The sequence below is a fragment of the Marinobacter santoriniensis NKSG1 genome (assembly GCF_000347775.1).
GTDB classification, from domain to species: domain Bacteria; phylum Pseudomonadota; class Gammaproteobacteria; order Pseudomonadales; family Oleiphilaceae; genus Marinobacter; species Marinobacter santoriniensis.
Map to the genome: position 1 here is coordinate 190,310 of NZ_APAT01000005.1, position 13,401 is coordinate 203,710.

Sequence of the window (13,401 nt, forward strand, 5' to 3'; positions counted from 1 at the left end):
GACTTGGAGATGGCATAGATCATGCCTACCCGGTGGCGCGTTGTTTTTATCACTCAAAGGAGACGCGAATGCTGTCACCCGAAAGCCGGTCCATTATTGATGCCACCCTGCCCGCCGTGGAGGCCCACGCCAACGACATTACCGATGTGTTCTACCCGTTGATGTTCGAGCGCTATCCGGAGGTGAAAGCCTACTTCAACCAGACCCATCAGGCCGAAGGGACCCAGCGCCGGGCGCTGGCCAATGCGGTCGTTGCGTATGCCCGCAACCTGGACCGCCTTGAAGCGCTTGGTGATGCGGTATCCCTGATCGTCAACAAACATGTGTCACTGAACATTCAGCCGGAGCACTATCCCATCGTCGGTGAATGTCTGCTGGCGGCCGTCAAACAGGTCCTGGGCGATGCCGCCACCGAGGAGGTGCTGGCAGCCTGGGGCGAGGCTTACCAGCAACTGGCGGATATTCTGATCTCGGCCGAGGAAGGGCGCTATCAGGAGAATGAAGCCAAACAGGGCGGTTGGCGTGGCGAGCGCACTTTTGTTCTTGCCCGCAAGGTTGCTGAGAGCGAGGAGATCGTCTCGTTCTATTTCGAGCCTGCGGATGGCGGCTCCGTGGCCGATTTCCAGCCAGGTCAGTACATCGGTCTGGTGCTCGAGATCGACGGCCAGCAGGTGCGTCGCAACTACTCACTGTCGAACCGCCCGGGGCGCCCGTACTACCGGATCAGCGTAAAGCGAGAGCCTGACGGCGTGGCGTCCAACTTCCTGCATGATCGTCTGAATGAGGGGGACCGGGTGCAGATGACCGCGCCTGCCGGTGATTTCGTATTGAAAGACAGCGAGCGGCCACTGGTTCTGCTCAGCGGTGGTGTGGGCATAACCCCGACCCTGGCCATGCTGGAACCGGCACTGGAACTCGGTCGCGAAGTGCACTTCCTGCACGGTGCCCGTAACAGCAAGGTTCAGGCTTTCCGGGACAGGCTCGCCGAGCTTGAGCAGGCTCACGACAATCTGCGGGTGACCGTCTGCTACAGCGATCCGCTGCCGGACGACGCGAACCAGACAACCGGCTTCTTCGACAGGGATCGTCTGGCCAGCCTGCTGCCGGAGGATCGTAACGTGGACGTGTATTTCCTGGGGCCCAGGCCGTTCATGCAGGCCTGCTTCCAGAATCTGAACGAGCTGGCTATTCCTCCCCGTCAGATTCACTATGAGTTCTTCGGACCGCTGCAGTCCCTGAGCTGATTGAAGAGCCCGCCTGGCACACCCGGAAAGGTGTGCCAGGCGTGGAGCCGGAGGGGCCTGACTTAACGTACGACAAACACGGACACATCGCTGTGCTTGACGATGTTGGCGCCGTTCGAGCGCAGCAGGTGGAGCCAGTCGCCGATGCCCGGCGGGTGAGAGGCCATGATGACCAGGTCGGCACCAGTGTCCTTGATCGCATCCAGAAGCTTGTCATCCAGCTCGACTGCGGTATCCGCCGAATGCAGCACCTTTGCTTCGGTCTTGATGCCGTGGGCCTTACCTTGCTCCTGGGCAAACTCATCCATTTTCGACGCCAGCTCTTCCGGGCTGTGCGCCGCAGCGCCCGGAGGCGTGTTGGTGACTGTCACGTAGCAGAGTTTGGCGCCGTAATGCCTGGCCATATCAATGGCGGTATCGAGCGCCTTCGGCATTTTGTCCAGGTGTGACAAATCCACGGGGACCAGAATCTTGTGGTACATGATTCGCTTCCTCCCTGACTGGTTAAGAACATGAAAAATGTCGCTTGTTCTTTCAGCGTGGCATTGGAAGGCCACTTCTGCCAAGGTTTTCTGCGGTTCCGTTGATCTCACACAACCGGTGCGCGCTTCAGTGCTGGCCTGGTTTTGGCGTCAGGTTGCTCAGCGGTCGTGGTTTTGCAATGCCGAAGCCCTGGGCATAGTCCACCTGGATCTCCCGCAGCGTGTCCATGATTTCCATGTCCTCGACGTACTCGGCAATGGTTTCGACATCCAGGAAGTGGCCCAGTTCGTTGATGGAGCGAACGAGCGCGTAATTGGTGAGATTGGAGGCGATGTCCCGAATGAAGGTGCCGTCGATCTTGATGTAGTCCACCGGCAATTTGTGCAGGTAGGCATAGGAGGAAAGGCCGGTACCGAAATCATCCAGAGCAAACCGGCAGTTCAGGCGTTTCAGTTCGCGCATGAAATCCGCCGCGAAGTGAAGATTGGCGACGGCCGCGGTTTCGGTGACTTCAAAGCAGAGTTTGCCGGCCAGATCGGCATTGGCTTTCAGGCTGGATTCCAGGCCCAGCATGAAAGTGTCGTTGCTCAGGGATTTTCCGGACAGGTTGACGTTCAGCGTGTCGATGCCTTGCAATGTTTCCGGATTCTGACGCATCCAGGCGAGCACTTCGTTGACCACCCAGAGATCCACCTTGGTGCTTCGGTGAAACTGCTCCGCCGCCTCGATGTAACCCTGCGGTGATATTTCAACACCGTTGCTGTCCTTCAGGCCCAGCAGCAGTTCGTACTTCCGGCCGGCCGCCGGATCGGTGCTCACCGGAACGATGGGTTGCGCCCGGAGATACAGATTTCCCTCCTGCAGCGAGCGGTCGATCTCGGATACCCATCGGGTCATGGTTTTATCGGCAGCTGCGGATGTGGTGTGTCTGGCGACTTCAATCCGGTTACCGCCTGGGTGCTTGGCAGATTTAACGGCCAGGCTGCCCTGATTGAGCAGGTCTCCGGCGTCAACGCTGTTGTCGCCGATGGGCAGCAGGGCGATCGATACCGTCGCACTGAACCGGTTACCGTTGTGGTCGAAGTCGAACTGTTCGAAATCCCTCCGGATGGATTCGGCCAGGTCGAGACTGCCGTCCAGGGAAAGCTCTTCCAGGAGCAGGGCAAACTCGTTGCCGCCGATACGGCCAACGGCGGTATCGCCAAAGGTGTCGCGGCTGCGTCCAATGAGGTATTTGCCGGTTCTCCTGAGCGTATTGTCCCCGGCACTGGCTCCGTAGGAGGCATTGATAACGCTGAATTCGTCAATGTCGACGATCATCAGGGTGTGTGGGGCATCGTTGTTCCGGGCATTGAGCAGGAGCTGCAGCCGCTTTTCGAAATCATGACGGTGCAGGCAGCCGGTGAGCGCATCGTGGATGACCTGGGCGTTCAGTTTCTTGTAGACGTCTTCAACAATGTGAAAGAGGCGTTGTTCCACGTATGAAGGCGGCTGTTCGTCAATCAGCCAGGCTTCACCGGCCGCCAGCTTTGCAGCGAATTCGGGAAGGTCATAACCGGTCTCGGTCATCCCCTTCGGGGAGAGGAAAACGAATCTCAGTGCGTCCTCATTGCTCCATATCAGGCGCATCCGGCGCGGCTCGCCGCCATCGGACGTCAGCTCGACCCAGTCGCCGACCTTTAATCCCCGCGCTCTCTGAGCCCAGCGAGTGTCTTGTGCAGTCTGCGGCATGATGTCCAGTGGCACCGTATCACTGCCGCCGTAATGGTCCAGCCGGACCAGTGTCACCGGTTCCGTACCGGATAACTGTTTTTCCAGATCCGCCAGAATACTCTGGGTGCCGGTCGTCATGCCCCCGGTTGCCAGTTCCCGTTCAATGTATCGGAGCATGACGCCGCTCTCGAGGTCCTGGGCCACAGTGTGGTCCCCGGACTGCGTCTCGGTGGGGGCAAGCCAGTCCTGAAGCTGTTCGACGGTCTCCCGCAGGGCCTGGAAGTGCTGGCTGTCGCGGCCATCGCGAAGTGCGGAAAGGACCATGACCTGTTCCCAGCCTGAGCCAAGAAGGTTCAGCAGTACCTCCGGCACCTGCCCTCCGCCGAGCGTCTCGTTCAGTCGGCGCTGCACGTCTTGCCGGGTTTTACGGAGGCGCTCCTTGCCGTCGAGGGTTTGTGCCAGACGTTCCGAATTGCGCAGAAATGACTGGTTCTGCTGGTGAACCAGCCCTTTGAGCCGGGACTCTGCTTTCTGGAACGTCGGCGACTCCGGGTCGCTCACATCGGTCAGATCTTCAAGAATACTGACCAGTGTGCTTTCCAGCCGTTTGGCGGTGCCGCGGTCCGTCAGACAGAGTTCCGAGAGTGCGTTCAGCATTTCACGGGCTGGATGCTGCTCATCATCCAGCAGGTCAGTGCTGGACAGCAGGGACTCGAAGATCGGAACCTGCAATCGTGTGAGCTGTTCACGGACTGATGGTGCCAGCTCGTTGTGGTCTCTGATCGGGTCAAACAGTGTATCGACAATCCTGGCTTTGCTGCGGGTTGCGTGATCCAGATGGCCCTTCAGGTCGGGGTCGTCGCTGACCAACTCTTCCAGAACCTTGCTCAGGCCGTTGTCCGGCTCCATAAGCCGCTGGGTCAGTTGCTGTCGTCTGGCCCGGATGGTTTTCTGGAAGGCCAGGGGATTGACCGATGCAGAGCCCCGGGGCCGTTCCGGATCGTGAGTCATTTCCAGCAGTTCAAGAACATTGCTACCTGAGCCGATGCCGTTGGCAGGCCTTGCATGTTGCTCCGGAGAGGACGGCGCCTTCTCCGGTGCCTGCGATGGCGGGGGTGCTTTTTGCTCGTTCCTTGATTCACGGAGTGACCAGTTTGGTGGCATCTGGTCGAGCGAGAGAAACCGGAACCCGGCTCGGTTGAGGTCTCCAATGAGAGAGGTTATCGCGGCCGGCCAAAGGTCCGCCAGAGCATCCTCAAACGCTGCATACAGAAGTCTGCGGCCGTCTCCGCCGAGGCGCAGCCTGTCGATGGTGTATTGAAGGCACTGACAGAGAGCCAGGGGCGACAGTGGATTGGTCCGGTCGTCGAGATCGACGCCGAACACCTGGCCCAGCAATTGATGGAGAGCGAACAGCTCATTGTGGTAAGCCTGGTCAAAGCGCCTGGCTACCATTTGCAGATCCAGCCAGTCCTCGAATACGTGCTGCTGTATCAGCTCGAGTTGCTGGCTTTCCTCGCCATCCGGAGTACTTGTCTCGAGCACCAGGGTGTTGGCCCGGAACCGACCGACAAAATCCTCGGCGATCCGCGGCTGCCGGCTCTGCAGAATGAAACGCATATCCTTGAGACGGGTGATTTCGCGAAGCTCGGCCGCTGCCTCCTGCTCGGTTTCGATGGCTGCGAGGGCAGTTTCCACGAATTCCGGAATCAGTCTCCCCAGAAGCCGGTCGCAGTGCTTTCGGTAGAGGGATCGGGTGGCCTTTATCGTTGAGGCGTCATTCAGTCGGGGAACCCCTGTCCCGGTTGTGACGGTCTGCTCCGCGATGTCGGTGTCGGATTCGTGCTGGAACCGGAAAGACGGGCCGGACAACGCTTCGATGCGACCCCGGAGTCGAACAGCACGGCCTTCCACTGCATCCTCGGGAAACAGGTACAGGTGTGCGTTGGTTTCACGGTGCGTTGAAAGATGGTCGGCGACGGCCGGAGAACGCAGGTTCTCGACGACGCATTCCAGCGTTGAAGATGCTAGGGTCAACGAATGCAGCGTACAGCCGGTTGGTATCAGTCCGGGCGTGACGAGAAGGGCATCCTGATGTCTGGTGTCGTGTTGCAAACCGGTTTACCGCCTTCCTGAGCAGCTGAAATTTGGACTCTTTGAATCTAGTTTCAGTCTTTTAATTTGGCAAAAAAGCGGCGGATTGTACACCTATAAAGGCGACATATGTGAGGTGTCTATGAAATTCATTTTTGAAGTTCGGATCAGGGAAGGATATACCGCGGAAGACTATGCCGAGGCCTGGGTGCGCGCCAGCGAGCTGATTCAACAGGCCCCGGGAGCACGGGGAACCGAGCTCCACCGGAAAATTGGTGAGCCGGGTGTACTCATCGCAATTGCCTCCTGGGAGAGCAAGGCGGCGCGGGACGCCATGGAAGCGCATAAGGACCCCAGGATCACGGAAATCATCCGCAGCGCGGCGCCGTTCGTGGAGATCACTCCGCTCGGGGAGTTCGAGGATCCTGAGTGGGTGGTGATGCCACCGCCTCAAGGGTCAGATCGCGATTGAGCCGGTAGGTGGCGAGATCCCGGGCAAGGATCAGCTGGCCGCGGTAACGCTCTCTGGCTTCCAATTCAATCTCGTCGATATTGGGGTAGGCACCCCGGCTTAACTGGTAGCGGGAACTGAAATGGGTCAGTACAAGGTGGGCGAGCCCGGCATTCTCTGCAAACCGGGCAACGCTTGGGGCGGAGCTGTGCTGGGGCCAGGGTCCCACCTTGTCCGCAATGGCCTGGGTATAGGTGGCTTCGTGAATCAGGACCTGAGCGTCGGTACAGAGCGTTTTCAGCAGATCCGGTGTGTCGTTGTCGCCGCCTACGACAATCTTCCTCGCGGGTCGAGTGACCGTGGTATAGGTGTCACTGCGAACCACCCGTCCATCCTCGAGGAGGGCATCCCGTCCCCTCTGTAACTCGCCCCAGACCGGTCCCGGTTCAATGCCATCGGCTTCCAGTCTGTCGGTCAGCAGTTGCCGCTCCCGATTTTTCTCGGTAAACGCGAAAGCCCGGCACGAGACGCGGTGGGAGAGCGCCGTGGCACTGACAGCGATGGCCTCGTCTTCCCATTGGAAATCCGGAGCTTCTGAGTCGATGTATTTGAGCTCGTAACTCAGACTCGAGTCACTGTTGGCCAGGGCCGTTTCCACGAAGTCCCTGACCGGCCTTGGGGCAACCAGGAACAGTGGTTCGGAACGGCCCAGCATGGAGGCGCTGGTGAGCAGCCCCGGCAGACCAAACGTGTGATCGCCATGGCAGTGGGTGATGAAAATGGCCTGAAGCTTCATCACCGAATGGCGGGTATGCAGCAGCCTGTGCTGGGTGCCCTCGCCGCAATCAACGAGATACCAGTGCCGGGGCTTGCCGTGCATCAGTGCCAGTCCGGTCACATTCCGGGCTTTTGTCGGGGTGCCGGCGGAGGTTCCGAGGAAGGTGAATTCCATGAGCTGCCTTTTCGGGGTAACGTATGGGCACTCGTTAAAACGAACCAAGGAGTCGTGTCTTGTCTGAGCTAGCCCACTACGAGAGTTTCAATGTTGAGGTAAAGGACTACATCGCCCATGTGCAGTTTAGCCGGCCTGAAGCCCTGAACACCATGAATAAGGCGTTCTGGCTGGAGCTGCCCCGGTGCATGCAGGACATTGAGGCGAACACTGATGCGAGGGTGATCGTCATCTCCTCCACTGGCAAGCATTTTTCCGCCGGCATGGATCTGGGCGTCTTCACCGATCCGAAATCCGTTCCCATGAGCGGCGATCCGGGGCGCATGGCCGAGAACCTGCGTCGTGTCGTACTCCAGCTTCAGGATACGTTGACCTCCCTGGAGCGGGTCCGTTTGCCGGTACTCGCAGCGGTTCACGGCGGCTGCATTGGTGGTGCGCTGGATCTGGTATGTGCCGCCGACAGCCGTTACTGCACCAGCGATGCCTACTTCACCATCAAGGAAACCGAGCTGGGTATGACCGCGGATGTGGGTACCCTGCAGCGTCTTCCGAAACTCATGCCCGAAGGCGTCGTGAGGGAGCTGGCCTACACCGGCCGTAAGTTCGGGGCGGATGAGGCTCATCGGCTCGGATTCGTCAATTCCGTCTATGACAGTCAGGAAGCGATGATTGAGGGCGTGATGGCCATTGCCGCGCAGATCGCCGCCAACTCGCCGCTGGCGGTCACCGGCTGCAAGGAAATGATCCACTTCTCCCGGGATCACTCGGTGGAGGACAGCCTCAAGTACATGGCCACCTGGCAGTCCGGTATGTTCCGTCCGACCGACATGATGAAGAGCTTCCAGGCGAAGGCGCAAAAGCAGACACCGGAGTACGATGACCTGTTTCCGGTAAAAGACCTGTTCAGCCAGTAAGGTATGCGCCGAAGACGCAGTTCATCCATCTCGACCCGGGCCGCCCTGGTGTTTCAGGGCGGTATCGGTGTCGTGGGTCTGATCGCCATATGGCTGATTGATATTCCCGTTCAGTGGCAGGGTCTTGGCGGTCTGGAGGTGCTTCTGTATGGCGGGCTCGGCGCCGTCGCCACCTACCTGGCGTTGCTGTTAATCACCCAGATACCCGGGTTGTTTCCCGACAACCTGGATCGCCAGATGCAGGGGCTGTACAACTTTGCTCGCAGTTTTCCCTGGCCTGTCCTGGTCGCCCTGTCCGTGCTCGCGGGCGTTGGCGAGGAACTGCTGTTCCGGGGGGCGGCCCAGGGATGGCTGGTCCAGCACACGGACCCCTGGACGGCGGTGATTGCCGCATCGGTGCTGTTTGGCCTGGTGCACTACGTGTCGTTTACGTATTTTCTGGTGGCCACGGGGCTCGGCCTGGTGCTGGGTACCGGCTATCAGCTTTCCGGCAGTCTGGGGCTCGTCATGCTCTGGCACGCCCTGTATGACATGCTCGCACTGTATTGCCTGCTGCGTTTTCCTCACTGGTTTGGCGTCAAGTTGTCCGGCCCACGCTGAGCCTGTTATTGCCGGCTCGCGCCTTTCCTCGCCTCGAAACTGGACAGTTCCACGTTAATGGCATTGGTGGAAATCTGGATTTCGTAGAGTGAATAAAGCAGTGACAGGGAAAGCAGAACCAGGCTGATGCCAAACGCCACGATGCCGGGCATTTCAAACCCCAGAAACAGCAGGAACATCGACATGGTGCACAGGAAAAAACTGAGCACACCGAAGGCCTGCATACGCTTGGTGAGGACGATCCGTTTGCGCAACATTCCGATCTGACGCGCAATCAGGGTGTGATCTTCTTCCGAATCCATCTGCTTCAGTTGCCGGATCAGCTGCGCGAGTACCAGGAATCGGTTGGTATAGGCCAGCAATAGCAGGGAAATGGCGGGGAAAAGCAGGGCAGGGGTTGTCAGGTCCAAAAGATCGTCCTTTCGAGTGTGTTGTGGCGTTGCTGATCATGTTGGTCGGGGATAAACCGTCTCAGGATGGCACGAGACGGTTTCCGGAGACCAGCGTCTGGGTCAGGCGGTCCATGGCGCCTCCGCTGTGACGCCAGAAGTGCCAGTAAAGTTGTACCTCAAGGTGCTTGCCGGGCGCGATGCCCGCCAGAATGCCTGCCTTCAGTTCCGTCTGCACCTGGATTTCCGGGATCATTCCATAGCCCATGCCTGCCGTCGCCAGTTTTACAAAGCCTTCGGAGGACGGGCAAAGGTGATGGGGGAACGGGCCAAGGAAGCCAGACTGGGCCAGAAAACGATGCTGCAACTGATCGTTGGGGCCGAACACAATGGCCGGCGCTTCCCGGAGCGCGTGGTCGGTTAAGCCATCGGGAAAGAAGCGATTGATATACGCCGGGGTCGCCAGCGGCAGATAGGTCATGGAGCCCATGGGCACGCAGCGGGCACCCGCCACCGGTTGCGGACTGCTGCACAGGCAGGCGGCGACATCGCCTTCGCGCATCCGGCGCAGACCGATATCCTGGTCTTCAATGACCAGATCCAGCAGCAATCCCTCCTCCCGGCAGAATTCACCGATGGCGTTCGCCCACTAGGTCGCCAGGCTGTCCGCGTTCAGGGCGATACGCAGCCTGGCAGAGGGTTGGTCGAGGGTCGGCAGAGATCTGGCCAGATCCCGCTCCAGTAACTGCACCTGCTGCACGTGGTTGAGCAGCCGTTGCCCGGCTGGTGTGGCTTTCAGGGCCGGGCTGCGAACGAGTACTGGTTGCCCGAGCCGGATCTCCAGTGTCCGGATTCTCTGGGAAATGGCGGACTGGCTGAGCCCCAGGGAATCCCCGGCACGCTCGAAACCTCCGCACTCGACCACGGTCGCCAATGCCTCGAGCAGCTTGTAATCGATCATAAGTAAATCTGATGCAATATAACGAGTATGAATTTCAAGTATAGCGGCGCCCGGGTATGCTTGCGTCAGTTTTCTGAGGAGAGTGAGCGTGCTTGAAAGCTATCTGACCGGACTGGTGGTGTGCGGTGGCATTATCGTCGCGATCGGTGCCCAGAACGCCTATGTACTGAGCCAGGCCATTCGCCGGGAACACCACTGGTGGTCTGCCGGTTTGTGCATGGCCTCCGATGTAATCCTGTTTACCCTGGGCATGTTCGGGGTCAGTGCCGCGCTGATGGCCATGCCCCAGGCGCTCGCACTCTTGCGGTGGCTGGGGGTGGTGTTCCTTGGTTGGCTGGCGCTTCAGGCCCTGGTCAGGGCCGGTCGTGGCCGGGCCGCTCTGGAGGCCGGTGAGGTCACCCGCCGGAGCCTGAAAGGTGTGCTGTTTACGACACTGGCCGTCACCCTTCTCAATCCACAGGTGTACCTGGACACTCTGCTGCTGATTCCGGCCGTGGGGGCTCAACAGGACGATGCACCCAGTTTTGTCGCGGGGGCCAGCAGCGCTTCGATTCTCTGGTTTGGTGCACTCGCCTGGGGGGGATCGGCCCTGGCCCCGATACTGTCACGGCCGATGGCCTGGCGAGTCATTGATGCCCTGATTGGCGTTATCATGGCAGTGATTGCCATTCAGCTTGCGGTTGGAGGGCTCTGAGCGGGGCCTCGGCTAGTGTGTCGACTTGCCGGTCCTGGCCATTGGCAGTCCACCATCCGGCGTTTTCTCCAGAATCCGTTCGGCGTCCAGGGCGGCAATGGGCACACGGGTATCGCGGGGGATGTCTCCACTGAGCTGAAGCGCCAGGTACCGCATGGCACAGACTCTCAGGAACGAGGTGAAGTTGCCGAGATCGTGCCCGGCATCGATGGATTCGTGGTAAAGCCGGGTGATCATTTGCGGAAGGTTCATGCCATCCCGGTGTGCCAGCTCTTCCAGTACCTGCCAGAACGCGTTTTCCATCCGGACGCTGGTCACCATGCCATCGATCCGTAAGGAATGAGTCTTGCTGCTCCACAGGTCCGGGCTGGCACTGATGAAGAGCTTGCACACGGGATATCCCTCCTTACGCCAGGTGTGCTGGCACTGGCCGATCAGCGATCGAGCAGTTTGAAGAACTGGGAAAGCCAGGCCGGATGGGCAGGCCATGCCGGCGCCGTTACCAGATTACCATCGGTGACCGCCTGATCAACATCGATTCCGGCAAAGCGGCCGCCTGCCAGTTCCACCTCTGGCTGGCAGGCCGGATAGGCCGAGCATTTGCGGTCTTTGAGTACATTTGCCGCCGCGAGGATCTGCGCGCCGTGACAAATCGCGGCCACCGGTTTATCGGTCTCGAAGAAATGACGCACCATGCTCTGGACCTGCTCGTTCAGGCGCAGGTATTCCGGAGCGCGGCCACCCGGAATCAGCAGGGCATCATAGTCCGCCGGATCCGTCGACGCGAAATCGGCATTCAGCGCGAAGCGATGGCCCGGCTTTTCGGTGTAGGTCTGGTCGCCCTCGAAATCGTGGATGGCGGTCGCCACCGTATCTCCGGCCTTTTTGTCCGGGCATACGGCATGGACGGTATGGCCAACGGCCTGCAGGGCCTGGAACGGGACCATGGTTTCATAGTCTTCGGTGAAGTCACCGGTGATCATCAGGATTTTCTTGCCACTCATGCTGTTCTCCCTGTCGTTATCGGAACACGCTTTTGGAAGTGCTTCGTCCAGACTCAAGAAGGTAGCAGCACCGGGCAAAGGGTGGGTAGTAAAGGGTTACTACCCGGCTCGGCGAAGGATCTCGGGGCTATCATGGCGCGGATTGTTGACGTCGGTCGAAACCGGAAATGCTTCAAGTTGTGCCGCGGGTAACCGCTGTGTTGCCCTCCGGATGTCCTCCCGGTCGGTCAGCTCCGGGTTCAGCCACTGTTTGAGGCTGCCCGGGTCCAGCACCACCGGTTGCCGTTCATGGATGTGTCTGAGATCGCCATGGGCTGGCTCGGTGATGATGGCGCAGGTGCTGGTCTCATCGCCCTCTCTTGGCGTCCACAGACCGGCAAAAAAGATCAGCGCATTCTGCTCGGGATCCTTCGGTGTCACGTAGTAGGGCGTTTTCCCATCCCGGGTTACCTGCCACTCGAACCAGCCGTTGGCGGGGATCAGGCAGCGGTGATGGGAGAACGCCTCCCGGAAGTACCGGGAACGTGCGACGGTTTCCGCACGGGCATTGATGGGAGCGGGCGCTTTGTCTCCGGCCCAGGCAGGTCGGAATCCCCAGTGGGAGTGGGCCATCACCGGCGAACCATTCAGGCTCATCCGGATCATGGCGATACCGCCGCCTGGCGTAATGTTGTAGCGGGCCTCGAAGTGACCATCCACCTCCATACCCTCCGGAAAATACCGGGCGATCAGGCTGTCGGGCGGGGTGTAGAAGCTGAATCGTCCACACATGGGGCTGTCTGCTCGGTTCTATGGGACTCCAGGTCTTCGAGAAACGCCTGGATATCCTCGAAGGCATCGTTGGCTTCGGGGAGAAGGTCGGTAAAAATATGCCAGACATGGACCATGCCCGGCCAGGTATGGAGTGTCACTTTCGAGCCTTCTGAAGCGGCTTTGGCGGCATACCGCCGGGCATTATCCAGCAGCATCTCGGACGCGCTCACGTGTATCAGCGTGGGCGGGAGATTCGCGAGGCTGCCCCGCAACGGCGAGGCGACCGGATTGGTGGGCGACACCCGGAAGGCGGCCAGCGTGCCCCACCAGATAACGGGCAAGGGAACTTTGGCCAGCCCGCCAAACACCGGCCCAAGCAGCGGATCCGTCTGGATATTGTCCCGGTTGCTCGGCGCAGTCAGGGTCAGGTCGGTCGATGGGGACAGGGCCACGGCAGCGTCCGCCTGCCGGATACCATTGTCGCGGACCCAGGCAAGCAGTCCCAGGGTGTGGCTGCCGCCGGCAGAGTCGCCGGCCACTACGACAAAGTCGGCTCGTTCGTGGCCATCGGGACCGTTGTCGAGCATCCAGGTGTAGGCTTTCCGACAGTCCCGGACGCCATCCATATAACGGTGCTCCGGCATCAGGCGGTAGTCCACGGCGAACACGGCGGCATTGGCCAGACGCGAGAATGCATCGGTGATGGCCCGGTGACTCCGGGGGCTCCCGGCGGCCCAGGCACCGCCATGGATGTAGAGCACCCGGCGGCGTGAATCCACGCCCGGCGCCAGGACCCATTCGCCGCGGGGCTCGTCGTTGTGCCGGAATTCCGAAGCCAGTGTAATGCCTTCGCTGAGCCCATCCATATGGCGGCGCAAAGCCATCAGCCTGGCCTTGCCTTTAAGGCCTCGCGAGGCCTCGCCCAGCTCTCGAAGGCGACCGAGTACCTGTTGGTGTCCGTCGTTGGGTGTGGCTTCGCGAACCGGGTAATCGGTACTGTCCAGGTGGGACAGATCCTCGGTACGAAACAGCAGAGCCGTAGCGGCGATCACCATGAGCACGAGTGCCAGCAGCAGGACAGCAATCCAGAGCATCATTCTTCCGTATCCAGTTTTAGGGGCTATGCTGAAATCATAACCGCGTCGCTTC

The 13,401-nt window shown here is 59.9% G+C and carries 13 protein-coding genes and 1 pseudogene; 5 read left to right on the forward strand and 9 right to left on the reverse strand.

The window, feature by feature from the left end; genetic code table 11:
* Positions 1–68: 68 nt before the first annotated feature.
* Entirely contained in the window at positions 69–1,244 is a 1,176-nt protein-coding gene (gene hmpA, locus MSNKSG1_RS01655) for an NO-inducible flavohemoprotein (protein WP_008937495.1), read from the forward strand.
* Positions 1,245–1,306: 62 nt separating this feature from the next.
* Here hmpA and MSNKSG1_RS01660 read toward each other — a convergent pair whose 3' ends face one another.
* Both MSNKSG1_RS01660 and MSNKSG1_RS01665 read right to left on the reverse strand, forming a co-directional pair.
* On the reverse strand, positions 1,307–1,726 hold the full coding sequence (locus MSNKSG1_RS01660; RefSeq protein WP_008937496.1) for a universal stress protein: 420 nt from the start codon (positions 1,724–1,726) through the stop codon (positions 1,307–1,309).
* Positions 1,727–1,853: 127 nt separating this feature from the next.
* Positions 1,854–5,555: a DUF1631 family protein gene (locus MSNKSG1_RS01665; RefSeq protein ID WP_008937497.1), complete on the reverse strand. Its 3,702-nt coding sequence runs from the start codon at positions 5,553–5,555 to the stop codon at positions 1,854–1,856.
* A 121-nt stretch (positions 5,556–5,676) separates the two neighbouring features.
* Between MSNKSG1_RS01665 and MSNKSG1_RS01670 the strand changes: the two genes are divergently transcribed.
* Positions 5,677–6,006, forward strand: coding sequence for an antibiotic biosynthesis monooxygenase family protein (locus MSNKSG1_RS01670; protein ID WP_008937498.1), 330 nt, complete (start codon positions 5,677–5,679; stop codon positions 6,004–6,006).
* Here MSNKSG1_RS01670 and MSNKSG1_RS01675 read toward each other — a convergent pair.
* Positions 5,933–6,937 (reverse strand): ribonuclease Z, encoded by a 1,005-nt coding sequence (locus MSNKSG1_RS01675; protein WP_008937499.1) that lies wholly within the window; start codon positions 6,935–6,937, stop codon positions 5,933–5,935. The genes MSNKSG1_RS01670 and MSNKSG1_RS01675 overlap by 74 nt on opposite strands.
* A 59-nt stretch (positions 6,938–6,996) precedes the next feature.
* Between MSNKSG1_RS01675 and MSNKSG1_RS01680 the strand changes: the two genes are divergently transcribed.
* Positions 6,997–7,851, forward strand: coding sequence for a crotonase/enoyl-CoA hydratase family protein (locus MSNKSG1_RS01680; RefSeq protein ID WP_008937500.1), 855 nt, complete (start codon positions 6,997–6,999; stop codon positions 7,849–7,851).
* 3 nt (positions 7,852–7,854) lie between these two features.
* Entirely contained in the window at positions 7,855–8,451 is a 597-nt protein-coding gene (locus tag MSNKSG1_RS01685; protein ID WP_008937501.1) for a CPBP family intramembrane glutamic endopeptidase, read from the forward strand.
* A gap of 5 nt (positions 8,452–8,456) precedes the next feature.
* Here MSNKSG1_RS01685 and MSNKSG1_RS01690 read toward each other — a convergent pair whose 3' ends face one another.
* Positions 8,457–8,861: a DUF2721 domain-containing protein gene (locus tag MSNKSG1_RS01690; RefSeq protein WP_008937502.1), complete on the reverse strand. Its 405-nt coding sequence runs from the start codon at positions 8,859–8,861 to the stop codon at positions 8,457–8,459.
* A gap of 61 nt (positions 8,862–8,922) precedes the next feature.
* Positions 8,923–9,801, reverse strand: a pseudogene (locus MSNKSG1_RS01695) (LysR family transcriptional regulator ArgP).
* 88 nt (positions 9,802–9,889) lie between these two features.
* Here MSNKSG1_RS01695 and MSNKSG1_RS01700 point away from each other — a divergent pair.
* Positions 9,890–10,495, forward strand: a complete 606-nt coding sequence (locus MSNKSG1_RS01700) for a LysE/ArgO family amino acid transporter (RefSeq protein ID WP_008937503.1) — start codon at positions 9,890–9,892, stop codon at positions 10,493–10,495.
* Between the two features lie 12 nt (positions 10,496–10,507).
* Here MSNKSG1_RS01700 and MSNKSG1_RS01705 read toward each other — a convergent pair whose 3' ends face one another.
* The 4 genes from MSNKSG1_RS01705 to MSNKSG1_RS01720 all read right to left on the reverse strand — a co-directional run bounded on the left by MSNKSG1_RS01705 (position 10,508) and on the right by MSNKSG1_RS01720 (position 13,346).
* Positions 10,508–10,888 carry a ribbon-helix-helix domain-containing protein gene (locus MSNKSG1_RS01705; protein ID WP_008937504.1) on the reverse strand — a complete coding sequence of 127 codons (381 nt, stop codon included), beginning with the start codon at positions 10,886–10,888 and terminating at the stop codon, positions 10,508–10,510.
* A 41-nt stretch (positions 10,889–10,929) separates the two neighbouring features.
* Complete coding sequence (locus tag MSNKSG1_RS01710; RefSeq protein WP_008937505.1) at positions 10,930–11,499, reverse strand: DJ-1/PfpI family protein; 570 nt, start codon at positions 11,497–11,499, stop codon at positions 10,930–10,932.
* Between the two features lie 99 nt (positions 11,500–11,598).
* Positions 11,599–12,270, reverse strand: coding sequence for an SOS response-associated peptidase (locus MSNKSG1_RS01715; RefSeq protein ID WP_008937506.1), 672 nt, complete (start codon positions 12,268–12,270; stop codon positions 11,599–11,601).
* Positions 12,228–13,346, reverse strand: a complete 1,119-nt coding sequence (locus MSNKSG1_RS01720; protein WP_051067752.1) for an alpha/beta hydrolase — start codon at positions 13,344–13,346, stop codon at positions 12,228–12,230. Before MSNKSG1_RS01720 ends, MSNKSG1_RS01715 begins: the two co-directional genes overlap by 43 nt.
* Between the last annotated feature and the right edge of the window lie 55 nt (positions 13,347–13,401).

Excerpts from the sequence above, each read along its gene's own strand:
- MSNKSG1_RS01675 (WP_008937499.1), bottom strand. The coding sequence starts at position 6,937 with ATGGAATTCACCTTCCTCGGAACCTCCGCCGGCACCCCGACAAAAGCC.
- MSNKSG1_RS01685 (WP_008937501.1), top strand. The coding sequence starts at position 7,855 with ATGCGCCGAAGACGCAGTTCATCCATCTCGACCCGGGCCGCCCTGGTG.
- MSNKSG1_RS01720 (WP_051067752.1), bottom strand. The coding sequence starts at position 13,346 with ATGCTCTGGATTGCTGTCCTGCTGCTGGCACTCGTGCTCATGGTGATC.
- MSNKSG1_RS01710 (WP_008937505.1), bottom strand. The coding sequence starts at position 11,499 with ATGAGTGGCAAGAAAATCCTGATGATCACCGGTGACTTCACCGAAGAC.
- hmpA (WP_008937495.1), top strand. The coding sequence starts at position 69 with ATGCTGTCACCCGAAAGCCGGTCCATTATTGATGCCACCCTGCCCGCC.
- MSNKSG1_RS01670 (WP_008937498.1), top strand. The coding sequence starts at position 5,677 with ATGAAATTCATTTTTGAAGTTCGGATCAGGGAAGGATATACCGCGGAA.
- MSNKSG1_RS01660 (WP_008937496.1), bottom strand. The coding sequence starts at position 1,726 with ATGTACCACAAGATTCTGGTCCCCGTGGATTTGTCACACCTGGACAAA.
- MSNKSG1_RS01715 (WP_008937506.1), bottom strand. The coding sequence starts at position 12,270 with ATGTGTGGACGATTCAGCTTCTACACCCCGCCCGACAGCCTGATCGCC.